The organism is Pseudidiomarina indica (assembly GCF_900104245.1).
Lineage (GTDB): Bacteria > Pseudomonadota > Gammaproteobacteria > Enterobacterales > Alteromonadaceae > Pseudidiomarina > Pseudidiomarina indica.
The window spans coordinates 88,672-113,945 of sequence record NZ_FMXN01000001.1 but is presented as its reverse complement, the minus strand read 5'-3'; the positions used below and the strand labels follow the sequence as shown (position 1 = coordinate 113,945).

The 25,274-nt window shown below is 50.1% G+C and carries 19 protein-coding genes; 5 read left to right on the top strand and 14 right to left on the bottom strand.

Translation table 11 applies throughout. The features are described 5' to 3' along the window. Nucleotides 1–71: 71 nt before the first annotated feature. The 8 genes from BLP64_RS00475 to BLP64_RS00445 are packed head-to-tail and all read right to left on the bottom strand — an operon-like array spanning nt 72 to nt 11,621. Nucleotides 72–1,160, bottom strand: a complete 1,089-nt coding sequence (locus BLP64_RS00475) for a cytochrome-c peroxidase (protein WP_092590633.1) — start codon at nt 1,158–1,160, stop codon at nt 72–74. Continuing rightward, nucleotides 1,154–1,309 (bottom strand): TonB-dependent receptor, encoded by a 156-nt coding sequence (locus BLP64_RS10715; RefSeq protein WP_143001053.1) that lies wholly within the window; start codon nt 1,307–1,309, stop codon nt 1,154–1,156. The genes BLP64_RS00475 and BLP64_RS10715 overlap by 7 nt, the downstream gene beginning before the upstream one ends. Then, on the bottom strand, nt 1,299–3,893 hold the full coding sequence (locus tag BLP64_RS00470; RefSeq protein WP_176754869.1) for a TonB-dependent receptor plug domain-containing protein: 2,595 nt from the start codon (nt 3,891–3,893) through the stop codon (nt 1,299–1,301). The genes BLP64_RS10715 and BLP64_RS00470 overlap by 11 nt, the downstream gene beginning before the upstream one ends. After that, nucleotides 3,859–6,558 (bottom strand): Ig-like domain-containing protein, encoded by a 2,700-nt coding sequence (locus BLP64_RS00465; RefSeq protein ID WP_143001052.1) that lies wholly within the window; start codon nt 6,556–6,558, stop codon nt 3,859–3,861. Before BLP64_RS00465 ends, BLP64_RS00470 begins: the two co-directional genes overlap by 35 nt. A gap of 55 nt (nt 6,559–6,613) precedes the next feature. Further along, nucleotides 6,614–8,026, bottom strand: a complete 1,413-nt coding sequence (locus BLP64_RS00460; protein ID WP_092590627.1) for a DUF3482 domain-containing protein — start codon at nt 8,024–8,026, stop codon at nt 6,614–6,616. Then, entirely contained in the window at nt 8,005–9,330 is a 1,326-nt protein-coding gene (locus BLP64_RS00455; RefSeq protein WP_092590625.1) for a DUF2868 domain-containing protein, read from the bottom strand. The genes BLP64_RS00460 and BLP64_RS00455 overlap by 22 nt, the downstream gene beginning before the upstream one ends. Nucleotides 9,331–9,332: 2 nt before the next feature. After that, on the bottom strand, nt 9,333–11,159 hold the full coding sequence (locus BLP64_RS00450) for an ABC transporter ATP-binding protein (protein WP_092590623.1): 1,827 nt from the start codon (nt 11,157–11,159) through the stop codon (nt 9,333–9,335). Nucleotides 11,160–11,207: 48 nt separating this feature from the next. After that, a complete protein-coding gene (locus BLP64_RS00445) occupies nt 11,208–11,621 on the bottom strand; it encodes a hypothetical protein (RefSeq protein WP_143001051.1) in 414 nt (137 codons plus the stop codon). 161 nt (nt 11,622–11,782) lie between these two features. Here BLP64_RS00445 and BLP64_RS00440 point away from each other — a divergent pair, with 161 nt between their 5' ends. From BLP64_RS00440 to BLP64_RS00430, 3 genes are read left to right on the top strand one after another with little or no spacing between them, the layout of a single operon-like run. Continuing rightward, nucleotides 11,783–12,928, top strand: coding sequence for an efflux RND transporter periplasmic adaptor subunit (locus tag BLP64_RS00440; RefSeq protein ID WP_092590619.1), 1,146 nt, complete (start codon nt 11,783–11,785; stop codon nt 12,926–12,928). Nucleotides 12,929–12,931: 3 nt separating this feature from the next. Then, nucleotides 12,932–16,039, top strand: coding sequence for an efflux RND transporter permease subunit (locus tag BLP64_RS00435; protein WP_092590617.1), 3,108 nt, complete (start codon nt 12,932–12,934; stop codon nt 16,037–16,039). A gap of 59 nt (nt 16,040–16,098) precedes the next feature. After that, nucleotides 16,099–16,638, top strand: a complete 540-nt coding sequence (locus tag BLP64_RS00430) for a DUF2937 family protein (RefSeq protein WP_176754868.1) — start codon at nt 16,099–16,101, stop codon at nt 16,636–16,638. Here BLP64_RS00430 and BLP64_RS00425 read toward each other — a convergent pair. The 4 genes from BLP64_RS00425 to BLP64_RS00410 form a co-directional block, all read right to left on the bottom strand. Then, nucleotides 16,613–16,948, bottom strand: coding sequence for a hypothetical protein (locus BLP64_RS00425; protein WP_092590613.1), 336 nt, complete (start codon nt 16,946–16,948; stop codon nt 16,613–16,615). The two genes, BLP64_RS00430 and BLP64_RS00425, sit on opposite strands and share 26 nt — an antisense overlap. Nucleotides 16,949–17,017: 69 nt before the next feature. Beyond that, a complete protein-coding gene (locus BLP64_RS00420; RefSeq protein ID WP_092590611.1) occupies nt 17,018–17,515 on the bottom strand; it encodes a YgjV family protein in 498 nt (165 codons plus the stop codon). A gap of 59 nt (nt 17,516–17,574) precedes the next feature. Continuing rightward, on the bottom strand, nt 17,575–19,257 hold the full coding sequence (locus BLP64_RS00415) for a M28 family metallopeptidase (RefSeq protein WP_092590609.1): 1,683 nt from the start codon (nt 19,255–19,257) through the stop codon (nt 17,575–17,577). 2 nt (nt 19,258–19,259) lie between these two features. Further along, nucleotides 19,260–19,706: a DUF192 domain-containing protein gene (locus BLP64_RS00410; RefSeq protein ID WP_092590607.1), complete on the bottom strand. Its 447-nt coding sequence runs from the start codon at nt 19,704–19,706 to the stop codon at nt 19,260–19,262. 193 nt (nt 19,707–19,899) lie between these two features. On the opposite strand from BLP64_RS00410, the gene BLP64_RS00405 reads away from it, so the two are divergent. Together BLP64_RS00405 and BLP64_RS00400 are read left to right on the top strand one after the other, a co-directional pair. After that, nucleotides 19,900–20,829, top strand: a complete 930-nt coding sequence (locus tag BLP64_RS00405; protein ID WP_092590605.1) for a gluconeogenesis factor YvcK family protein — start codon at nt 19,900–19,902, stop codon at nt 20,827–20,829. Between the two features lie 9 nt (nt 20,830–20,838). Then, a complete protein-coding gene (locus BLP64_RS00400; RefSeq protein ID WP_092590603.1) occupies nt 20,839–23,499 on the top strand; it encodes a M14 family zinc carboxypeptidase in 2,661 nt (886 codons plus the stop codon). Between the two features lie 4 nt (nt 23,500–23,503). Here the strand turns inward: BLP64_RS00400 and dcd are convergent, their stop codons facing one another. Together dcd and apbC are read right to left on the bottom strand one after the other, a co-directional pair. Then, nucleotides 23,504–24,094, bottom strand: a complete 591-nt coding sequence (gene dcd / locus BLP64_RS00395) for a dCTP deaminase (protein ID WP_092590600.1) — start codon at nt 24,092–24,094, stop codon at nt 23,504–23,506. A 23-nt stretch (nt 24,095–24,117) separates the two neighbouring features. After that, complete coding sequence (gene apbC, locus BLP64_RS00390; RefSeq protein WP_092590598.1) at nt 24,118–25,137, bottom strand: iron-sulfur cluster carrier protein ApbC; 1,020 nt, start codon at nt 25,135–25,137, stop codon at nt 24,118–24,120. Nucleotides 25,138–25,274 lie beyond the last annotated feature (137 nt).

Genomic DNA, 25,274 nt, shown 5'->3' with positions numbered 1-25,274 from the left:
CAAATCCTATCACGCCGACCAACAAATTTAATAAGAAAGGGGCTTAGACAAAAATCTAAGCCCCTTTTTTGTTACAGCGTTTTCAGAAAACTCACGATGGCATTTTCTTCTTCTTGGGATAACTCAAATGGCACCAGTAAGGGCGATGTTTCTGGGAATAATGGATCGTTGACCTGATCGCCTTTGGGGCGTGGACGCGGCCCGCCATGACGGTACATTCGTACAATGCCATTCAGATCGTTGAATAACCCATTGTGCATCAGGTGCGGACGTTCACTGACATAACGGAGCGATGGCGTCCGAAAAGCACCGACGTGTTCCGCTTGCCCACTAACCCGATAATGGCCCAAGTCTTCAAAGTGGCGACCATAGTAAGCAAGCCCGATGTTATGCAGTTGCTGATCAGAAAACAGCGGCCCTGCGTGACATTGAACACACCCCGCCTTGGTGCGGAATAAATGCATGCCCCAACGTTCTTCCTCAGACAGGTAATTGGCTGCTTGCGCCATATCGCCGGCAGCGATGGCTTGCATAAAGTAATCAAACCGACGCATGGGGGCATCCAAGCTCATAATGTATTCAGCAATCGCTGATGCCACCTGCTCCCACTGTAGGTCCTCTTTAAAGTAATCCGCCAGCGCATCATGATAACCGGGTTTTGCCATCACGTACGCCATCACATGCTCAATGCTACTAGCCATTTCGACCGGATCAGTCAGTGGTTGCTCAACCAGTTCTTTTAACTGTGAAACTCGGCCATCCCAAAACAACTTGTCCCAATGCCCAACCAAGCGCAGCATCTGTGCGGTACGGCGGCCTTCTTTTCCCGCGACGCCGGGAGAAATGCGCACGTTATCCGCAAAGTGATGATTGGATTTATGGCAACTTGCGCAACTAATGGTGCCGTCTTTCGAGAGCTTTGGATCGTGGAATAAACGTTCACCAATGCGAACTAAGGTCTCATCCACAGGAAGTGGCTCAGGTAATGCCGCAAGTTCTCCCGCAGCATTGGGATGCAACGCGGGCCAATCAGACACGGGCTGGAGATACGCTTGGCTTACAGTGCTCTCTGCCACATTCTGCGCACCCTGTACGCTAGCGGCAGCCGCAACACAAAAAACCACCACTGCGACAACAAAACTGCGTGATTGTTTTACCATTTTAATTGCACACCTAACCAAAACTCACGACCCACTTCAATGCCGGCCATTCCTTCACTGACCGCATACGTCCGTTGATTAAAGAGGTTACTGATTTCAAGGTTGACCCCTAAATCCAACTTTTGGGAGACTGGAATTTCATACGCCACTCGCCCACCAAATAACACACGTCCCGGTTTTTCTGTTTCGCTGAACAAGCGGGTAGGTTAATTGATTAATATCGCACTGCGGGCACAGAATTAAATCGCTACGATCCACTTCATACTGCATGCCCAAGTCAACAACCGTATCAAATCGGTTCACATAATTAGCTGTTAACGTTGTATTTAATTGACGTCCCCATTGAGCATTCCAGACCAAGTTGGCGGTAAGTGGGCGACTAAAATCGAGTTGGCGACGCGTTAAATCGTCATAGCTCACTAAACGGTGATTGCCGTTTAAGTCACGCAGTACCACCAATTCATCCTCTGGCACATTCAGCACCGTGTTGTCGTAGGATTCCGCGGATGAGGTATTTTCGGTGTAGTTCACATTAAAATTCAGGGCATGTTTGCGCCATGCATGAGTGTATGACAATGACACCCGTTGATGCTTACTTTCACCTTCGTTGGTCTGATAAAGGTGGGTAATGCCATCAATGAGTTCTGACTCACCCCGGGTGATCTGATCGTGACTTTGGCGATACACATAGTTCAAGCTCACTAAGCCATGATCGAACACGCGCTGTTTCACCCCAAATACCACCTCATCCGAATAAGGTGTTTTAACGTCGTCAAAACGATAGGTAAAACGAGCAGCAGCGGAAGAAGTAACCCAATCCCCTACCTTTCCGTCCTGCATTAATCGGTACTGAGTCAGATAGGGTCGCTGCCCTTCACGCAACTTATAGGTCAATAAATTGGTCGCGTAATACCGATTAAGACCACTATGAATACGAGTGCGATCATCGCCAAACACATCAATACTAATACGACTTCTAAAAGAAGGATTCAGATTTCCTAAAAAGTCATCATAGTCCAACCGCGCCCCCAAACTGAGATCAACGCGGTCCCACTGTGCGCTATATTCAGCGTAGAGATCCGTTTGATACAGCCCAACGTCGATAAACTCTTCCAGATAAATGCGACGATAGCGGAAGAATTGCCCTCGCGCTAACAAGTTATCTAAGTATGCTTGCACATGCTCGGGGTTGGTAAAGTCAATGGTGCCCCCTAACTCAAGAGCCAACTCATCCAACGGCATGGCGTACTGCTGTTCAATACAGTCCAGCGATTGCCCCTGACAGTTTAAATTGGCATCACGAAATGCCGATGAATAGATTGCGGTCGCTTCTGGGCGTTCACGTTGCACCTCGAGATACTGGAGTGCTCCCCCAACTTCTAACTGATGTTCGGCCCCCCAATTCATGCCTAATGGCAGCGTCAAATGGCCTCGCGCTAACCAGCTCTGCTGAGTTTTCTCTAGGTCACCATAGCCACCTTCCACGCTTAATGGCGGTTCGCCGCTATCGATGCCCCATTCTTTCCCTTTCGCCCGAATCCAAGGTAGAAATACCCCCGGTGCCTTGCGGCTATTCTCGCTGCGGTTATAGGCCAGGGTTGCGTTCCATTCCCCGCCCCACAGGGTGTCCTCTAATTGTAAGGACAAACGCTGCCCACCGCCCTTTAGCTCAAAGTTTGAGTTCCAGACGTTCGATAGAATGTGACGCCCCGTATAAGGCGCATGACTGGCTTGAATCCGAATGCGGTCCACCAGCCAATCATCAATCACATAGGTTGCTGCCATACTTATCGATTCGCGGTCGGTTTCGACGGCATCTTGTAAGGAGATATCCGTAATAGTGGACGTCGTACGCGCCACGGAGAGCGTCACAGACTGCTTCTTAGTGATGGGCGCGCTGGCCGTAAAACTGATCGTTTCTTTAGTGAAGTTGGGTTCTTCGGGCCAATTCACATCTTTTGCGGATGCTTCGGCATCCTCATTGTACTCACGCAAATCGAGATAACGATAGCTGCCCCAATCACTGTGGGAGCGCCGATAATTCACGCTGAAACGTGGTTTACGCGTGGGTTCACGGAGTTGCATGTCCACCACGCCGCCACCAAAAGAACCATAACGAGCAGGTATATTGCTGTCATACACGGTCACTGATTCAATCAGTTCTTGGTTAATAAAGCTTGCTTCTGGGTGCCCCTGCACATCGTTCTGAGCGGTCACTGAGCGACTAAAACTCCCCGGGTCAAGCATGGAGTTGTTGCTCACCCCATCTAACAAAAAGGAGGTCTGCCAAGGCTGCGCCCCAGAAATAGAAATGAGTTTGCTTCGGATTTCAGCCTGCTGATTCACGTCCAATGCGTCTTCAGAACCCTGAACACCAGGTAAAAACAGCAACATATCGGTGATGTTGCCATTGCCTTTTAATGCGTTATCAATGAACTCACGATTCAACGTATAGCTGCCTTCCGCCCGATGCGTTTGTGGGAGCCACCGCCGACCATAAACACTGATACGCTCCATTGCCCGGTGCTTCTTTTTACCCTTGGCAGTTTTCTCTGCATCATCTTTTTGCTCGACCTGTTCGCCCGCCCCGTCACGAACAGCCGCCGTCTCCTTATCGAGGGAGACGGAGGCCTGGCTACTTGCCGCTACCGCTAATAGCGGTAACGATAAGCTTAAACGAATCAGCATTCGCAGATAATTATAGGGAGCCAAGTGGCTGCGGATCTTCTTCATCAGCAACTCCATCACCATCTGCGTCATCATCTAATTCAATATCGGTATTTGCCAACTGCTCTGGGGTCGCTGCAATGGCAAAGAAGTTCGCTTTGCCGTCTTGGTCCGTATCCACGGTCGCAATAGGGCTCGCTGGGAAATCATCTTGCAAGGCTTGGAGCTCGGATAGCACGGCAAGGCTTGCAAACTTCTCGGCTGTACCGATATCCAGAGCTTGAATGGTTTGTTCCGCCAAGGTGTAGTGGCGAACTTGCGCCAAGGCTTCGACTAAATCGAAAATCAAGTCACCCTGCTCCACTACTGGACGTTGCTTTAACTCACTATCTAAGGTGGTAAGCAAGGTATTGAGAGGTGCTTGAATATCCGTCAGCAAGGTCTGATATTGACTGTCGTTATACGCATGGCTGCGTAATTCTGTTAACACCGCAACGGCCGGCTCATAAACCGTCGTGCTCGTGCTAATCGACATGATTTTATCCAGCGCCGTCAGCACCCCTTTGAACTCATTCACTGTCACTCTTGGGGCTTCGTTCAGCTGCGCAAAGCCCTGCTCCACATAAGCTAAAACTTCATGGTAGCGTTTCGCATTGGCGCTCAGCTTCGCAAGATCAAACCAGGCATTGGCTTGACTGATTTCGGTAGTGAGTTCGGTTTCAATCACCGCACTTGCCTGCATAAACAATGGTTCCGCTAAGTTCGATTGGCCGACCGCATGTTGCATTTTGATCACATTGCTTAAATGCGCGAAATGGTTCGAAGAAACATGATTCAACAAGCCGGCACATTGATTCGCTGCTTGCTGGGCAAAGGCCACGTCGTTATTCCCCAAAATGCGGTTCACAATTCTAAAACAGCCATTATTCCCGGTGTAGAACGCTGGGGTGTTCGCGTTTTGTTGGGCATAGGCATCCGAAGCGACTATGTCGAGAGCATATTGGTAAGCAACTCGGGCTTCATCTTGACGATTGTAACGCCACAACAAGGCGGCAAGTTTCGGGAATTGCTCCGATGATTCAATAATTTCTGATACGAAGGTGCGCGGATTGCTGCCGTAGGCGGTCGCCATATCAGCCAATACTTGTTCGATGGCGTTGGTTCCCGTGCCATCGTTCAATACCCGCAGAAAATACGTCATGGCTTGCACGCTACGCTCTGCACTTTCCTGCTCTCGAGCGGTTCCGTAGGTGGCTAAAATCTGCTGCGGATAGTTTGCCGAGTTCGGATATAACGCTGAGAACAGAGCCGATGCTTCGGTCAGCGGCGCACGATATTGATCCACGGTGTTTTCAGCAAAGTTTTTCGCTGGCAACACCAAGTTTGGATCATAATCCACCGGACCGTAGTACGCTAAAGTTTCAGCTAAGGCGTGTTTCGCCTTGTCAATTTCGCCAATGTAGAAATACTGCTCGGCCGCCCAAACATAGTATAACGGCGCTAACCGATAGTGCGTTGGGCGATTTGAAAACTCTTGGTACCCTGCCGATGCGGCAGCACGCGCCATAATATCGAGGTTTTCGATGGCTTGCTCGAGCAGCTCTTGATCCCCACTTTTCAAGTAAGCCGAGGCCAATTCAACGGAGTTGGTGCGAGCCGTTTGGGCAATAAACCCAATGGCATTTTTATACACGCCGCCAGCTAATGCATCCAAATAAAGGTTCACTTGGTGAATAATACGATTGGCAAGAACATCATCCTGCGCCGCTAATGCATCCCGCAATAAGCCTAAATAATAACGCCCATCTGCGTTGACCATGTTCTCGATGCCATTATCCAGCACCATTTGAACGTGGGTTTCTAACGCAAGCTGACGAAATTGGGCTGCTTTATCACTTTCATTGCGCTCGTCATAGGCATTGGCTAAGGCTTTCAAGGTATTCGCTTGTTCCGCCTGCGACTGAATGTAATTGGTTAGAATGCGCTGCACTTCATCGTCTAAGCTTGCGCCAACATAGCCCAAGGCAACACTTTGATACGCTGTTTCCGTATCCAACGATGACTGAATCTCAGCGAGCCGACGTTCACTGGCCGATAAATGTGAAGCGTTTGAAAAGTAGTAGTACGCCGCTTTCTCTTCATTGGTGGTGTAAGCCGGCAACAGTAGCACGTCTTCAATCACGGGCTGATTCACGCCATCGCTCAGGCTCACGGTAAAAGTCGCGTTGGGTAAAATCAAATCATCCAAAAGATAACGAAAGCGACCGTCCTGATGAAGCTCAAACTCACCACTCTCAGGCGGGGTAACCAGCTCGAATTGAATGGGGTCATTATCTTGATCATAGACGACCAAGTGACCGGTAATTTCGCGACTCGCGACCACTTCAATTTCGGTATTTTGTAGGATCGGTGGCTGGTTAACCGCAGTCACCGTAAATTGAATGGTATAAACATTACGACTGCCTTCAATCCGCGCTTGGTCGGTGCCGCGATAGGATTGATAAGGCACATAACTCACACGGTTATTATTCAGCGATAACACCCCATGCTTTGGTGCGCTGATAATCGCCGCAAAATTCCCTAAGTCTAAATCTTGCTGCCAGGAGCTGCCCTGCGCAAGAGTGACATTCAATACAACCTGTTCAACCTCATCCTCATCACTGCCCCCACATGCCACTAATAGCACACTGGTTGCGATGATGAGCCACTGTATTAATGATTTTTTAAGCACGATCATTCCCCCCTTGTAATAAGGGCTCAGATCGTAATGAGAATGATTCTCATTGTCAATTGCGAATTAATAAAAACTTTACATTGTCCTGCAGGAGCTGCTGGAGTTTAGTAACGCATTGATGCCGTTCTTTGCCGACCACAAATTGCGCAGGAACCATGCTCGACCAATACGGTTTTTTCCGTGCTTTATGCAACAGTTGGAGCACCTGCCGCAACCATTCTTGCTGCAGCGGCTGGGCATCTGCCACCTGCACAATGTGTTGGGCTCCGTGCCCTCGTTGCGCCAGCTGTTGGATCAGCGCCAATTGCCGCAAGCACAGCAACTGCAACACCTTATCCTCAACAATGAGCTCACGTTCCCCTTTCAAGTGGCCGACTAAGCGTTTGCCGTAATGATTCCAGCCTTGCCAGACGCCTCCCACCAAGGCTCCGATCGCCGTACCGGCACCTAAGCTCAGGCCCCCAACAAGCACGTCGACGCCTGCGCCCATCGCTGCGCCACTGCCCAGCCCTAGCCCAGTTTTGATCCCAAAATCAGCAAATGTTTGCGCCGCAAATAAGTCATCACGCCATTGACCGGTTTGACGATTCAATTGGGGTAATTCAACGGCGGTTAATTCAAACGCATACAAGGCAAGCAATTCCTGCACACATTGTTGCTCGCGCTGTTTGACCCGCTCCTGCACTTGGCGCATCAGGAATTCGTGATGTTCTTCGCTCGTTTCGTGGCCTTGCACCCGATACTGGTACGCGGCGACATCCACTAATAATTCGGCAATCTGCTGCGACCCGACGAGCCATCGTTGCTGTCGTTGCTGCTGGCGCGCCTGGGCGAAGGCCTGCAATTGCGGCTCAAATTCCGGCACTAAGGCAATTAATCGCTGGCAGAGAATTTCTTCTCCTTCAACGGGCGGGGTCACCGCATCGAACTCAATTTGCACATGCAGATGCACGTGATTCAATGCCTGCTGCCAGGCGGCGCGATGGTTCGGTTGTTGCGCCACGAAGTTCAAAATTGGCAGAATGGGCTTGCCACAACGCGCCAATACCGCTAATTCATCTTGAAACTTAGGTAATACAGGATCACGCACATCAATCACGTACAAAGCAGCATCCGACTGCAATAGCTGGCGTAAAACTTTTGCTTCTTGCTCATACGCTTCGCTGGCTGCTGGGGAGGATAAAAATACCTGTACTTGCGCAGGGCCATCATGGCGATGCTGCTCCGTCAATTGGTTTAACGCATCGTATAAGTCGGTTCCCGCTTCCAGCCCAGGCGTATCAAATAATTGCAGCAACACCTGCTGGGCAATTTTAACATCCGTTTGAATCACCTCGCGGGTGGTGCTCGGTCGCGAATCCACCACTCCAAATTGTGCATCGTGCAGAAGCGTTCGTAATAACGATGTTTTCCCGGTATTGGTATGACCGACCACCGCAAGCTTTAATGGGGCTGAAGTTGCCATGGAATCGCCTCCGTGGTGAGTTGCTGCTGCCAGTGTTGCAGTCGCGTCATATCCCCGCCCTGTGGTTGCACAAAATGCACCTGTAACGCTTCCGTGAACTGCTGCAACTGATTTAGATAACGCAACGTAGCTCTATCCGGTGACAGTTGCGTGTTGATCCGGACGGTTAATTGCGTCACCGGCTGATGCCGCAACTGTTCCAGTACCTGCTGTTTGTCGTGATGGCTCGCAATCACTCCCAAATAGTTGGGGTGCTGCTGGTGTGCAGTCAACCATTGGCTATCTGCCTCATAATCCAAACTTAGCACCCGAGTGCCCGCGCCTATCAAGGAGGTTGTGGGAGTTTTCTGTTCATGCCTTGCGTCAGTACCAGTATCAGCATCGACCACTGTTGTGGATGAGCTATCTTGCAATTGGCGCAACGCGGCGGCGAAGCCCGGCAACTGCACATCAATGCGCAGCCGTCGCAGTTTGTACAGCAGCACCAGCAAGGAGCCTAACCACCATAGCCCGCGCCATGCCACGCCATACCAAAACACACAACTCAACAACCAACGCCCTGCGGTCAGTTGCAACCGGGCATCAGGTTCATTCCATAATGCGGTAATAGAAGGTGCGGTAACACCTAATTGTTGCGGCAGCCAATGAATGCTATCCACAATCGTTTGCAACGTACTGGGTGCCAGAATGGTGGTGGCCCAGGTGAATCGATAGGCATCGGTACTTAAGTGCAAGGCCAATAGCAGCCACACGGCCAACATCACCAATAACCAGTAGCCATGAGAAAGCACTGCGGCTAGCGGCGTGGTTAAACCATGCTGGTTCAGCACACTCAGAAACGTATTCTGTCGTTGCTGGCGCAAAGGATCACGTCCTAAGCGGCGATAGAGCCATAGCAGCAGCCGCCCGATCGCACTAAGATGAGATTTAAACGGAAGGCTCAGCAACCACAACACAAACATCGCCAGTTGCAATCCCAATAACACCAATAACGCATAACTTAATGAAATGGGTTGCTGAATGACCAAGGCGCTGCGCACGATCGCCACCGCACTCACCACGGCCAGCAACAACAAAGCTCCCCACACCATCCGGTAAAGCTGTTGCCACTGTTGGGCGGTGCGAGCAAGGCCCAGTTTCTCCGCAAGCAGTTCAGCGCGCACGGCAAGTCGTTCGGTCAGCTGTGTTGGTGCCCAAGCGGTCTGGTTAATGGACTCATCATGCAGGGTGCCATGCTCTAACTCATAGCGCCGCACCACTTCCACTAACCAAACACGATTAAAACGCTGAAACCAGTTCGTCATGCTTATTCCGCCAAAAAGCCACCCGACTGACGTGCCCACAGCTGCGCATAGAGCCCACCTTGGGCAAGTAATTCGTCGTGAGTGCCTTGCTCAACAATTTGCCCCTGATCCATCACCACCAAGCGATCCATGGCAGCAATGGTCGACAATCGGTGGGCAATTGCAATCACGGTTTTACCTTCCATCAGCCGATACAGGTTTTCCTGAATCGCTGCTTCAACTTCTGAGTCCAACGCCGAAGTGGCCTCATCGAGAATGAGAATGGGCGCATCTTTTAACATGACGCGCGCAATCGCAATCCGCTGGCGCTGCCCCCCAGAAAGTTTCACGCCCCGCTCGCCCACATGCACATCATAGCCACGTCTTCCTTCTGCGTCCTCTAATTGTGCAATAAAGGTTTCTGCTTCGGCTCGGCGTGCCGCTTGCTCAATCATCGCTTGGGTGGCATCCGGCCGACCATAAGCAATATTACCACGCACAGAACGATGCAGCAGTGAGGTATCTTGCGTCACCATGCCAATATTCTGCCGCAGGCTGTCTTGGGTCACCGTCGCAATGTCTTGTCCGTCAATGGTGATTTTGCCATCCGTTAATTCGTAAAACCGCAATAACAAATTCACTAAGGTGGATTTACCCGCCCCTGAGCGCCCCACTAACCCAATTTTTTCACCCGGTTGAATGGTGAGATTTAATTGCCGAAGGATCGGCTGATCGTCATGATAAGCAAAGTTAATGTCTTTGAATTCAATGGCTCCTTGCCTAACAACCAACGGCTGAGCATTTGGCGCATCTTGAATTGCTTGCGGCACCGCCACGGTTTTAATGCCGTCTTGCACCGTCCCAATGTTTTCAAACAGGGCCGAGATTTCCCACATAATCCACTGGCTCATGCCCCATAACCGCAGCACTAAGCTGAGTGCCACCGCAATGGCGCCCACCGAAATTAAATCGCCGACCCACAAATAAATTGCCGTGGCCGCCACGCTAAACAGCAACAGCGAGTTCAACAAGTACAAGCAGGTATAGAGCTTTGTGACCAATCGCATTTGGCGGTAAACCGTGCCTAAAAAGCCATCCATGCCTTCTTTGGCAAAATCGAGCTCTCGCTGCGCGTGAGAAAACAGTTTTACTGTCTGGATATTGGTATAGCTATCCACAATTCGCCCAGTCATCACCGAGCGAGCGTCCGCTTGCTGCGCTGCCACCTGCCCTAATCGCGGCACAAAGTAGCGCAATAACACAATGTAAAATACCAGCCAAATCACCAGCGGAATCGCCAGTCGCCAATCCGCCGTGCCAATAATGATGACCGTACCAATGAAATAGACGGAAACGTAGTTCAACACATCAAACAGTTTGATCACGCATTCGCGTACGGCCAATGCTGTTTGCATGACTTTCGTTGCGATGCGTCCGGCAAATTCATCCTGATAGAAGGTGACCGATTGATTCAGTAAATATTGATGCACTAACCAACGAATTCGCATGGGATAATTTCCCAGCAAGCTTTGGTAGGTAATAAAGGAATGACCAATCACCAGCAACGGCAGCCCGATTAACACCACCGCCGCCATCCCGATTAAGTACCACAGCTGGTCGTCCACAAAGGTGGTGCGACTTTGCTCTGACAACCAATCCACCAAGTTCCCAATAAAGCTAAATAACCAGACTTCGGTAATGGCAATAAGCGTCATTAATAACCCGGCAACAAAAATAAATGGCCAAGCACCTTTGGAGTAATACAAACAAAATGCCACTAAGCTGGAGGGTGGTTGCCGTGGCTGTTCATCTGGAAATGGGTTCAGACGTTGTTCAAACCAACGAAACATAATCAATCCTTAACTTCTAATCGGATGCTGTAAAGTAACACAGATGCCTTAGCATTGGCTTGGGGTTAACCGAAGTTCGAACAAAGTGGCTCCTTGACGGTCCAAATAGCGCACGGTGAAATGGTCAGCTTGGGTCCGGTAAAAGGCCATCGACTCTAAGGTGCAATAATAGTCTGTTAAAACAGGCTCCACTTGTGCCTGAATCGATGGAATGTCATGCTGGTAACGATCCACTTTCACCAAGCTATAAATGTAGCGCATGCCATAATCAACCACCTCGGCACGCTCGAAACGGGTATTCATATCGATGAGTTTCGGTAAGTCTCGATTCAGGATGCCAGAGCGTTCGATTAACGTTTGATACAAATCGTTACGATTTTTTACAGAGTAAGGATCGTCATCGCGATTCCATTGAAGAGCCAAAATACCAACAACTAAAATGGTGAAAATACTAATAAGCATGGGCTTTCGCCAGGGTTTTGGCATATTCTTAATCTCATCGTCTAAGTGAATTTTGGTATTTTAACACGTGAACTTAATGCGCCGAGTATCTTACAAACATACACCAATGTATGTATAATTTGGGGCAGTATAAAACCATTAACAATAAATGAGGTAGTTTCATGCAACAACGTTTCCGTAAGCCGTTGTTCGTATCGGTGATAGCCACTAGTATTTTTCTTGCTAGTTGCAGTGAGTCAGGGCCTGCTGCTCCTGCCGCTGGACAAGAACAACTAATGACGGTCGGTATTGTTACCATTCAACCACAGAACATCGATTTAACCACCACCCTACCCGGTCGTGCAAGCGCCTATCGTGTCGCTGAAGTACGGCCACAGGTGAATGGGATCTTAGAAAAACGGTTATTCGATGAAGGCGCCATGGTGACTGCTGGTGAGCAGTTGTATCAAATTGATGCGTCCATGTACGAAGCGGAGCTTGCCAGTGCTCAGGCAGAAATTGCCAGAGCCAATGCGGCGGTGAAAGCAACCAAATCACGATTTGAACGAAGCAAAGGGTTGCTGAGTGACAATGCCATTAGTCAGCAAGACTTTGACGAAGCTGAAGCCAGCTATTTGCAAGCCGAAGCTCAACTAAAAGTGGCGCAAGCAAATTTAGCCCGTGCTGAATTAAACCTTGAATACACACAAGTAAAAGCCCCTATTTCCGGTCGCATTGGTCGTTCGCAGTTAACTGAAGGAGCCTTGTTGAGTGTGGGTCAAGCACAGCCGCTAACAACCATCACACAATTGGACCCGATTTACATTGATATTTCACAAAGCTCCAACGATTACCTGCGTTTACAGCAATTGATGGCGTCAGGCCGAATCGTCACGGATGCGGATAACCGGGCTCAAGTGACCGTTCGCTTGGGCGAATCGGAAGGTTACGCTGCCACCGGTGAGCTGTTATTTAATGAAGTGACCGTGGATCCATTAACCAGTGCCATTACCCTACGTGCGCGTCTTGAAAACCCAGATCATGTGATTTTACCTGGCATGTTTGTCCGCGCTGAGGTGGACACTGGGAACCTTCAGAACGCCCTGTTAGCGCCACAGTCAGGCGTAACTCGTGACCCGCGCGGCCGTGCAATGGTCTTTGTGGTGAACGGTGACAACGTCATTGAACAGCGCTTTATCGAGGTCGATCAAACCATGGGTAGCAACTGGGTTGTCACCAGCGGCTTACAGCCCGGCGAAAAAATCGTGGTCGAAGGACTGCAAAAAATTCAACCAGGTATGACTGTCAAAACTGAAGAAGTGAAGTAAACCATGGCAAAATTTTTCATCGATCGCCCAATATTTGCGTGGGTTATCGCTATCGTTATCATGCTAGCGGGTGGGTTGGCGATTACCCAACTCCCGGTTGAGCAATACCCTGAAATTGCGCCACCATCGGTGCAAATTAACGCAACCTATCCGGGTGCCACTGCGGCCACCTTGGAAGAGAGCGTGACGCAGGTGATTGAACAAAACATGAACGGTATTGATAACCTCAAATACTTTTCATCAACCAGTGATTCGGCGGGTAACGCCAGTATCACCCTGACCTTCGAGTCTGGCACCGATGCCGATATTGCGCAGGTACAAGTGCAGAACAAGCTTCAACTTGCCCTGCCCCTGCTCCCGCAAGAAGTGCAAGACCAAGGGTTAGTGGTTGCCAAGTCGAACAACTCGTTCTTAATGGTTGCGGCACTGGTATCAAAGAACCCAGAGGTGGGCCAAATTGACCTTGGGGATTACATCGCTAGTAATATCCAAGACCCCATTAGCCGTACCCCTGGCGTTGGTAACGTCCAACTGTTCGGTGCTCCATACTCCATGCGGATTTGGCTCGACCCAGCCAAATTGGTTCGGTTTAACATGAGTACAACTGATGTCGTGCTGGCGTTACGTGAGCAGAACAACCAAGTTGCAGCAGGACAAGTCGGTGGTACTCCAGCCATTGAAAACCAACGTTTGACCGCGTCAATCATTGCTCAAACACGGTTAGAAACCGTTGAGCAATTTGAAAACATCTTACTGCGGGTCAACGCAGATGGCTCAAAAGTCACTGTGGGTGATGTTGCTTACGTTGAGTTAGGCGGGCAAAACTACAACATTGTTGCGCGCTATAACCGTCAGCCATCCACCGGGTTAGCGATTAACTTGGCCACCGGCGCAAACGCGCTGGATACCGCGAAATTGGTCAAAGAGCGTTTGGCTGAGTTGGAACAGTTCTTCCCGCAAGGCGTTGAGCTGGTGATTCCATACGACACCACCCCGTTCGTTGAGATTTCGATTCAAGAAGTTGTCAAGATTCTATTTGAAGCCATTATTTTGGTCTTCTTATTGATGTTCTTGTTCCTGCAAAACCTGCGCGCGACCATTATCCCGACCCTTGCCATTCCCGTCGTACTCCTCGGGACCTTCGGTATTATGTCGGCCTTAGGCTTTTCGATTAACACCCTCACCATGTTCGGTTTGGTGTTAGCGATTGGTCTACTGGTGGATGACGCCATTGTTGTGGTAGAGAACGTCGAACGCTTAATGACCGAAGAGAAACTGTCTCCTCGTCAAGCAACCATTAAGTCCATGCAACAAATCACCGGTGCGCTTGTGGCAATCGGCTTGGTCATGGCGGCAGTATTCGTCCCAATGGCCTTCTTTGGTGGTTCCACAGGGGCGGTTTATCGTCAGTTCTCAATTACGATTATTTCCGCCATGGGCTTATCGGTCTTGGTGGCAATTATCTTTACCCCGTCACTGTGTGCGACCATTCTTAAGGCCACACCTCATGAAAAAGCACAGCGTGGTCCACTGGGTTGGTTTAACCGCACCCTTGAGCGCAGCACCAAACGCTACACCACGTCGGTCCAAAATATCATTCAACGCAGCGGTCGTTTTGTGTTGATCTATTTGGGCTTGATTGTGGTATTAGGCTTCTTGTTTGCACGTATGCCCAGCTCCTTTATTCCGAACGAGGACCGAGGGGTATTCCTAACACAAATGCAGCTTCCGTCTGGAGCAACCCAAGAGCAATCACTGCAAACCATGGCAAAAATCGAAGATTACTTCTTGGATCAAGCCGAAGGTGTGAGCTCAATCTTTAGTGTGGTTGGGTTTAGTTTCAGTGGCCAAGGCCAAAACGCCGGGGTTGCCTTCGTACGGATGGACGATTGGAGCGAGCGGACGACTCCTGAATTGCAAATTGATGCCATTATCGGCAATGCGTTTGCATACTTTTCGACCATTCGTGAAGCCATGGTGTTTGCGTTTAACTTGCCATCAATTCCTGAGTTAGGAACGGCCAGTGGCTTTAACTTGTATATCCAGGACCGTGCAGGTCTCGGTCACGCAGGTCTCTTAGAAGCCCGTAACCAATTACTTGGTATGGCAGCTCAAGAACCAACGTTGGTCGGCGTCCGCCCTAACGGCATGGAAGATACCGCACAGTTACGGATTGATGTCGATTATGAGAAAGCCAAAGCACTCGGCTTGTCCATTGGCGATATTAACGCAACGCTCACCCACGCTTTCGGAACCACCTACGTGAACGACTTCGTTGACCGTGGCCGGGTGAAAAAGGTTTACCTGCAAGGGGTGCCAGAAGCTCGGATGAGCCCTGAAGATCTCAATAAGTGGTATGTCCGTAACAACAACGGCGAAATGGTCTCCTTTGCATCATTTGCTACCACCCACTGGGATTTCGGCCCGCAGCGTCTAGAGCGTTATAACGGTGTTCCAGCCATGAATATTCAAGGGGAAGCTGCCCCAGGGTATTCATCGGGTGATGCCATGCTGAAAATGGAAGAGCTGATCAGCCAATTGCCTACGGGAATTGGATATGAATGGACGGGAATCTCCTTGGAAGAACGTACCTCGGGTGACCAAGCGCCACTGCTTTATGCCCTGTCGCTGCTGATTGTGTTCCTGTGTCTCTCGGCTCTGTATGAGAGCTGGTCGATTCCGTTCTCAGTCATGTTAGTGGTACCGTTGGGTATTCTAGGTGCCGTCATTGCAGCAACCATGCGTGGGCTTGAAAATGACGTGTACTTCCAGGTTGGCTTGTTGACCACCGTCGGGGTATCAGCGCGTAACGCTATTTTGATTGTTGAGTTTGCCAAAGATTTACAAGCTCAAGGCAAAGAGTTGTTACAAGCAACGCTTGAAGCGGTCCGGTTACGTCTCCGCCCAATTCTGATGACGTCTCTGGCCTTTACCTTCGGCGTACTCCCACTTGCAACGTCAAGCGGTGCCGGTGCGGTGAGCCGTCAAGCCATCGGTACTGGGGTCATTGGAGGCATGGTCGGTGGTACCATTCTGGCGATCTTCTTCGTTCCATTATTGTTCTACATTGTGCGTCGCTTCTTCCCACCGAAGCCGCCCTATGAAGACTAGTCAATTGAATTAAAGACATGCTAAGGTTGAGTGGTGTTTCATCACTCAACCTTTTTTTTATGCTCTATCGCTACTTCATCATTGCCCTCGCCATTGCCGCCGCACTCATTGGTGTGCAAATTCCTAATTACCTCACGCAATACCAACAACGGCTCGATGCTCAGCTCACCGAGGCACTGGTGTACTACAATGAGTATCAACGAATTGCAGATAAGTATTTTGACGGGGATATGACGGCGCTCATCACGCTGCATGAAACGAGTGAGAACCCAGTATTTCAAGATGAGGCCGTACCACTACGCCAATTAGTGGAACGCGTGCAACGGTTCCAGTATGAACAATCTCAGCTGCAACAAGGGTATTTGCAGCAGCTATGGTTTGTTGCCACCGCCGCCAGCCCAGAGCTACGGGAACATACTTGGCGCATGTATAGTTTTAATGTGCCACTCAACCAACGCGCGGTCATCACCGGCGTGGTCGCTGCCCTAGTGGTGGTGCTGTTACTGGATATCGTAACAGGAGGATGCCGTATGGTCATACGTCGCATACGGCGCATACGGCGTAAGCATCGCCCTACTGGTCGCGATCTTTCACTTTAAACTCGCCTTCAATCACTGAATCATCGGCTTGATTTTGCCGATATTCGTGTTGTTTGCGAGCATATTGATGAGCATCACGTTGGGCCGCACGAGCCGCTTTCGTAAATTGCCACATTTGCTTCAACTCATGGCGGCGACGCCACAGGGTCGGTAACATCAGAATCCAGCCAAATAGCAAAACAATAAGGCCGATAAATAACCCTACAAGCAGCAATAAACCGAATAACAACCAGCTGACAATAACCATCAACAGATTGGCATTAGGACGTGGTTTTACCTTTTCTTGCCAGTGGCGAATATATATCAACATTGAAGTCACTTATTCCATCATAAAATAATGTCCCCTTAGATATGGGGATGGTTTGACGGCAGACAAGCGTTAGCCTCGCCGATCTTGCAATAATTTTAAAATGATACTGGTTAGATTAAACAGATTAAAAACAGTTCCGCTTACACTGCCAACATAAATGGCGTAACACAAGCCAAGCAATTCGGCTAACAAAAACCAGCGTCTGATTTGCTGGGCATCATTCAGGCGAATGGCCCCGACGGTAAAAATGAGCGATGAACTATAAGCGAAAAACAAGGCAATCCAAGTAGCGGGAGTGGTTATTTCCCAGGCTAAAAAGCCCAGATTAATTGCCACAAAGGTCCAGAGCACGATCGAGCCGCGCCAGCGTATGGCAATAAAATTACGAGCCACTGCAATGGCGGTCACCACACAACCCGCTATCGCTCCCATCAACAAAAAATGGATCGACAACGCCGCCAGCGCCAAAGCACTGATCCAGCGATATCGATTGGCGTTACTTTGCCGATACGCGATAAAGTTAATAATAATGGCACAAAGGCCAAAGAGTTCAGCCGTAGATATCACAGATCACCCATAAAAAAAGCGGTAATGGTTTCCCACTACCGCTTCCATTAACGACTCGCTTACTGCCGCTCACTGGCACTGGCATCACGAATTGCACGGAATTCGTTGCCTGCGTGCCAATTGGGCCAAGCATCAGAGTTTGCCAGTTCATGACCGATGGAATAGAACAACCATAGGTCTTGTTGAATACCACGTAAATCCCAGTTCGGATCAAATTCGTCAGCCGGTTTATGATACGCGTCGCGGGTATAAATCGCTCGCATTTCTTCGCCATAAGCGCGGCCTAATTCGATATGATCGTTACCGCCTTTAGCGTACAACATTGGCACGCCACGTTTGGCTAAGTTGAAATGATCTGAGCGATAGAACGAGCCTACTTCAGGGTTTGGCTCGGCGGCTAAATAGCGATCTTGTAATACCGCATACTTTTCTAAATAGTCTTCTAATTCAGAGTTTCCGCGTCCTACAACCACCACATCACGCATGGGACCATACACGTTGAGCACATCCATGTTAATGCCACCCACCGCTTTGCTTAACGGCAACATCGGATTATCGGCATACCAATCTGAGCCCAATAAGCCACGCTCTTCAGCGGTAACTAGCGCAAACACAATGGTCCGTTCTGGTTGCGGTTGACTCACAAAGAACTCGGCCAAAGCCATGACCCCAGCAGTGCCACTGGCGTTGTCTTGTGCTCCGTTAAAGATCCCATCATCTGGATTCACCGGGTCTACGCCCAAGTGGTCCCAATGGGCCATGTAAATCACATGTTCTTCAGGCTTAGACTTACCTTCAATATAACCAATCAAGTTCGGTGAGTTCAGGTAATCGAACTTGTTGTTCACCTGAATCGACATGCTGGTGTTTAATGGCACGGGTTTAAAATCAGGAGCTAACGCTGCTTCACGCATTTCAGCATAACTGGCCCCAAGGCGTGCGAACAGTTGATCAGCACTTTCTTTGGTTAACCAGCCTTCAATCTGCGCCCGATCCATGTTTTTGTTTTCTCGGGCTAAGTCAAAGCGCATCGGCGAACCGCCTGCGACCACACCCCAACCATAACCAGCTGGGCCGGTGTCATGAATGACTAGGGCTCCAGCGGCGCCTTGACGGGCGGCTTCTTCAAACTTATAGGTCCAACGACCATAGTAGGTCATGGCATAGCCATTAAAGACTTCCGGATCACGAGTATCATAGCCCGGGTCATTGACTAAAATGACCACAGTTTTACCTTCCACATCGAGCCCTTCGTAATCATTCCAACCGTATTCTGGGGCGACAATACCAAACCCGACGAATACTAATTCACTATTTTCTAAGGACACCGAATCTTGGACGCGAGGTGTCCAGGCGTACATTTGTGAACGGTATTCAAATTCACCCAAGTCATCGCTATCAAAGGTCATGGATGAAACTTGTGTGGGCATAATACGCACCAGTGGTACTTGCTGCTGGTAGTTACCCTGCTCCGCATCGTACGGCTTCAAGCCCCACTCGCGGAATTTTCCTTCAACAAACTCCACCGTTTTACGCTCACCTTCCGAAGCCGGCGCGCGCCCCTCAAACTCATCCGAGCTCAAGGTTTCAAGATAACTTGAGAAGTTCTCATTGAACGAATATTGATCCACCATCACCGCCGCAGACCCAGTGTCTGGTTCGATGGGTTGCGTCGGTTTATTTGGGCTGCACGCAGCCACCAGCAACCCTGTCATTGCCAAATAAGGCAGGTACTTATGCATGATTATTCCCCCATGTCACAAAGCTTAAATTGGCGACCTAAACCAATCCCGTAGCGTTTAAAATAGTTTTTATTGAGTTCGATGGCACCATAATAAGGAACATTCGGTCGATATCCCGGACACTGCTCTGGAATAATACTGGGACAAGGCTCCATCGTAATAATAGAAACAATTTCCATGTTCTCATTCAAATAAGCAATATCCAACGGAATGTACGTGTTGTACATCCAAAACCCTGCATCCCCAGGTCGTTGTTCGTCATACACAAACCACATCCCTGCATGTTCAGGTAAATGGTCGCGGCCCATTAAGCCCCGCGCGCGTGACTCAAAGGTATCCGCTACTTCAACCGTAATTTGATGTGGATGGTCAGCCACACAAAGGTCTACCGTCGTCGCCATGGCTGGCGTTGCCATTAAGCCGAGTGCGGCAAACATTAACTTCTTCATACTTCCATTCCTAGATGAGCTGGTACGCTGTCAGTATCGCTTGTCTGCTTCGAGAAAAAAAGCAACTCCAAGTATTTCTTATATAATGAGCTAAACTTGACGCTAAATGAACCCTGTAAAGGCCCTCAATCATTGATTGTAACGGCATTAACGCTTAAAGTAGCGCAGTTTATTAAAATAACACGAACCTAACATGAACCTAAACACACTGCCAGTCACTGCCGCCTTACCTGCCACCGATGCTATTTCGCAATTAAAATGCGTCACCGCCATTGGTGGAGGACATGGTTTAGGGCGTGTACTGTCAACGCTCTCATTTCTTGAACGGCGTTTAATTGGCATTGTCGCAACCACCGATGATGGGGGGGCAAGCGGCTTATTGCGGCGCAACCACGATTGCATTGCATGGGGCGATATTCGCAATTGTTTAACCCAGCTTGCCCAGCAACCACTGGCGGCCGATGTGCTCAATTTTCGCTTTGATTCCAACCATGAACTCAAAGGACATAATCTCGGCAACCTGATCCTGTATACCCTGGATAAGATCAGTGCGCGTCCGTTAGAAAGCATTCAACTGCTCAGTCGCTTTTTAAACATTAATACGCGCATTCTCCCCATGTCCGAAACACCGGTTGATTTGGTGGCTTCAACCCATGAAGGGTTGGAGTGTTTCGGAGAACTGCACGTGGATCGGCTCTTAAAAATGCCACGCAAACTCACCCTATCGCATCATGTAACACCGCCCCCTGAGGCACTGAATCACCTTCGCCGCAGCGATTTAATTATTCTTGGGCCAGGCAGCTTTCTGACCTCCATTATGCCACCGCTGCTGGTCGCAAACTTTGCCCAAGCCATTAAAGAATCTAAGGCTCCCGTACTATTTATTGATAACCTAGTGCCTGAGCACAGCCCTGCGGGAGAGTTAAGCTTAGCCGAGCGTTTGCAATGGATGCGCGACCTGTTCCAATTGGATCTTGTGGATGCGGCCATCAGCCAGTCCCCACAACCCCAGCTCGAAATTCCTGTGTTCCTGTATCAGGCAAACAATTTAAGCACTCCTCATCACCACGACCCAGAAGCACTGCTCGCATCAATTAACGCTGCGGTCAGTCATTTTTATTAAGGAATGTGTATGCGTTTGAAACATCTGGTTGCGTCATTCTTGGTCGCAACAGTCAGTCAATGGCATCCTGCGTTATCCGCCCAAGAACTTGGGCTGGCATCAACCACCTATTCAACCTCTACCCCAAGCCCAGCAGAGGTACTCGGTTACCCTATCGCCAGCCGTATTAGTAGCCCTGACGCAATTGAACACTATTTTAATCAGTTAGCAGCGCAGTTTCCCGAACAGGTCCGCATGATTCATTACGGGCAAAGCTGGGAAGGCCGTAATTTGTACGTGATCGCCCTTTCTAGTGCCGCGAATATGAACAATTTTGAAGCCTTTCAACGCGGCATGCAGCAACTCAGCGCCGCCGATACCACCAGTGAGCGTGAAGCCCAGCAACTGATCAACACCCTGCCCGCCAGCATTTGGCTATCTTATGGTGTTCATGGGAATGAAATTTCATCCCCAGAAGCGGCGCTACTCACTGCTTATCACCTGTTGGCCGCAACCGATGAACAAACGCAAGGCTATCTGAACAACACCATCGTATTTATTGATCCCTTGCAAAACCCCGATGGGCGCGCACGCTTCGTCAGTCGCTATTATATGACCGCGGGCTTAGAGCACAGTGCCGACCGCTTCTCTGCCGAGCACAATGAGCCATGGCCCAGTGGCCGCTCCAATCATTACTTATTCGATTTAAACCGTGATTGGCTGGCATTAACTCAACCCGAAATTAGCGGTCAGGTGGATACCTTGCTCGTGAACATGCCTCTCGTGTATGTTGATCTGCACGAAATGGGCGGTGATACCAGCTACTACTTCACTCCTGAAGCCGATCCCTATAACCCCTTGATCACGCCCAAGCAGCGACAGTCGTTATGGGATATTGGTGAAAACAATGCGCGCTGGTTTGATGCCCAGGGGTATGATTACTTTACGCGGGAAATTTTTGATGCCTTTTATCCAGGCTATGGTGCCAGCTGGCCGCTTTACCACGGCTCCATTTCAATGACTTATGAAATGGCCTCAGCGCGTGGCCACCACTTCCGTACCAAAGATGGTACCATTTTGACCTACGGCGACGGTGTCCAACGGCACTTTATTGCGTCCTTGGCCACCATTGAAAGTGTGTCACAGCAACGCCAAGCCTTACTAGAAAACTTTTGGCAATATCGCCAGCAAGGTATTCGTCTCGGGGCAAAAAGCAAACAACGCACCTATTTATTCCCGGGCACGGATGACCGCGCCGGTGCCCAGCGGTTAGCAGCACTGCTCACTCGCCATGGGGTGCAAGTGAACCAAGCCAAACAAGCCTTTAAGCTATGTGGCGTCAATTATCCTGCCGGCACCTTCTGGGTCGACTCGGCGCAACCCGCTCACTATATGGTGCGCACGCTCTTAGATAGTGATATTGCCATGGATGACGAGTTTTTAGCGGAGCAAGAGCGGCGCCGCGCCAACAACCTTCCTGATCAGATATATGACGTCACGGCATGGTCCTTGCCACTGATGTTTAATCTTGATTATCAAACCTGTGCCCAAGCTCCCAAAGTTGCCAGCGTGCCAGCCACACGCGACTTCATCAAACCGGGGCAAGTGCAGCACGTGGATGCCAAGGTCGGCTACCTGGTGCCTTGGGGAGATATGAACGCCGGACGTTTCTTAACGGCCGCCCTACGTGCTGGATTCACGGTTAAACGTGCAGGCGCAAGCTTCACCCATAAAAACGGCACCAATTACCCCGCCGGCAGTTTAATTTTAACCCATGCTGACAACCCGCAACTGCGTCAACAGATTGAAAGCCTTGCGGCACAAACTGGCGCTCAAGTTCATGGCGTGGATACCAGTTGGGTCACCGCTGGCCCGAATTTTGGTTCCAACCAGAACAAGAAAATTCATGCCCCCAATATTTTGCTGTTGTGGGATGAACCCGTGCAAAGCCTTAGCGCCGGTCATACCCGCTATGTCATTGAGCAACAGTTCGGCTATCCAGTGACGGCGATGCGCGCCCAACAATTACGAGCCGCCAACTTGGCCCATTACCAAGTGGTGATCTTGCCCGCCCTCGCGGGCTCGTTATCACAGGTACTAGGCGAGCATGGCACCGCGAGCCTCACCCGCTGGGTGGAACAAGGAGGGGTGTTAATCACCTTAGGCAATGCTACGGAATGGGCAGTTCAAGAAGACTTGCTCAGCAGCGCCTTAGAACGCGCTATCAGCGAACCAGCCAACCGCCATGGTGACGAGAAGTATGTTGATGCCTTGGTGTTTGATTCCAAAGCCCAATGGCAGCATTACATCACCCCGGCCGATGTTGACCCGTATTGGACTTCAGGTGTGTTAGCCAAACTTGACGTGGATCAAGAACATTGGTTGAGCGCAGGCGTGAAACCGCATCTCATCAATGTCACCGTGGGCAACAAGATCTATCGCCCGCTGAATATTCAGCATGGTCGTAACATTGTTAGCTATAGTGATGACGTGTTAGCCAGCGGCTACCTGTGGGCAGAAAATCAACAGCAATTGCGCCATAAGCCTTTTTTAATGTGGCAACCACGACGCCAAGGAATGGTGATCAGCTTCACCCAAGAGCCGACCTATCGGGCGTATCTTGATGGGCTCAATGTGTTGCTCCTGAATGCGATTTTCGGTGGGGCGGCACACGCCACCCCACTGCGCTAATGGTTTAATCGGTTTTATCGGCGCCAATGCGAGACGCAACGGCGCCACGCTGCCCTTTATACTTAGCGTCTTTTCGCTTGCTATAAGGGCGCAAGCAGTCTTCTTCCAACAGTTCGAAACTTAAGGCACCGATTTTCATCATCGGTCGCAACGCCAAGGGTAATTTCCCACTGTTGTAGAACTCTAACACCACCTGCCCTGACCAGCCCGGATCAATCCGGTGTGCGGTGACGTGGACCATTAATCCCAATCGTGCAAGAGAAGAACGGCCGTCCAACCAGCCCACCATATTGGCCGGTAAGGTGACCGATTCATGGGTGACCGCCAATGCAAATTCACCGGGATGAATAAAAAATGCTTGCTCAGGGGTTAACGTAATCGGTTCACTCATGACCGACTGAATGGCGCGTTCAATTTCTTCCCGCGGCCCACTAATATCAATAAATGGCGCCGCGTGATCTTGCAATACACGAAACTCATTACCCAGGTGAATATCAACCGTCACCCCACTAATGTCATCAACGCTCGGCCGCGGTTCTAAAACAATGCGCCCATCATCTAAGTATTGTTCGATTTGTCGATCGGTTAAACGCATGCCACTGCTACCCTCATTGTATTTTAAGATTCCTTTGACTTGGCTTGCACTTGCCAATACAACTCGCTGGCAAGTCGCATTGCACTCGTGCGCATGAGCTGACTCAATGGATCGGTGGGATGTTGTGCCAGCCAAGGCTGTCCTTCATCCAGCGCTGCTCGCAACCGTGCATCCAAGGGCCATTGACCTAACACTGGTACTTGTTCACGTGCCGCAACCGCCACACCACCGCCGTCCCCAAAGATAGCATCTTGATGCCCACACTGGCTACATTGGTAATAACTCATATTTTCCACCAAGCCGGTAATGGGAACGCTAACTTTGCGGAACATGCTAATGCCCTTTTCCGCATCCGCCAAGGCCACGGTTTGGGGCGTGGTCACAATCACAGCGCCGGTAATTGGTAGCTTTTGTGCAAAGGTGAGTTGAATATCACCGGTGCCGGGTGGCATGTCCACCACCAAGTAATCTAATCGTGGCCACTTGGTATCACGAAACAGCTGTTGCAGGGCTGCACTGGCCATCGGACCGCGCCAAATGGCCGCATCTTTTGCTTCGGTTAAGTAGCCTAACGAACTCACCCACACCCCATGGCGCTGGTGGGGAATCATTTTATTTTGCTCATTAATTTCAAGTTTCTGCTCTTGCCCGCCCAGCATGGTTGGTAGTGAGGGGCCATAAATATCGGCGTCGAGCAGCCCCACCGTTGCCCCCAGTTGCTGCAGCGCAATCGCTAACTGCACGCTCACCGATGACTTGCCAACGCCGCCTTTTCCCGATGACACCATAATGACATTACCAAAGGTCATCGGCAGTTCCGGCTGTGAATTGGGTAATTTGGCAATGTTGATGGCCAAGCGCCATTGATACTGGCCTAATTCCGGATGCGTGGTAAACGGCTCTAAAATGGTATTATCGGCGGCAAAAGGTAACGTTAAACAAGCCGTTTTGGCGTCATCTAACTGAACCCATTCGGCCGGCACGCCATGGGGAAAATAAGGACTGGTTAGTTGCGCGAGGGCATCGACCATCGGGGTCGGCATGGACTGCTTTTTTGTGCTTTTTGAGGTTCTAAAACGACCGAACATGATTGTCTCCCTATGCGGGCATAAAGCCGCATGATACGGTGTGTGTAACTGGATTGCCAGCGCCGATTCAGGTACACTCCAAGGCTTTCAGT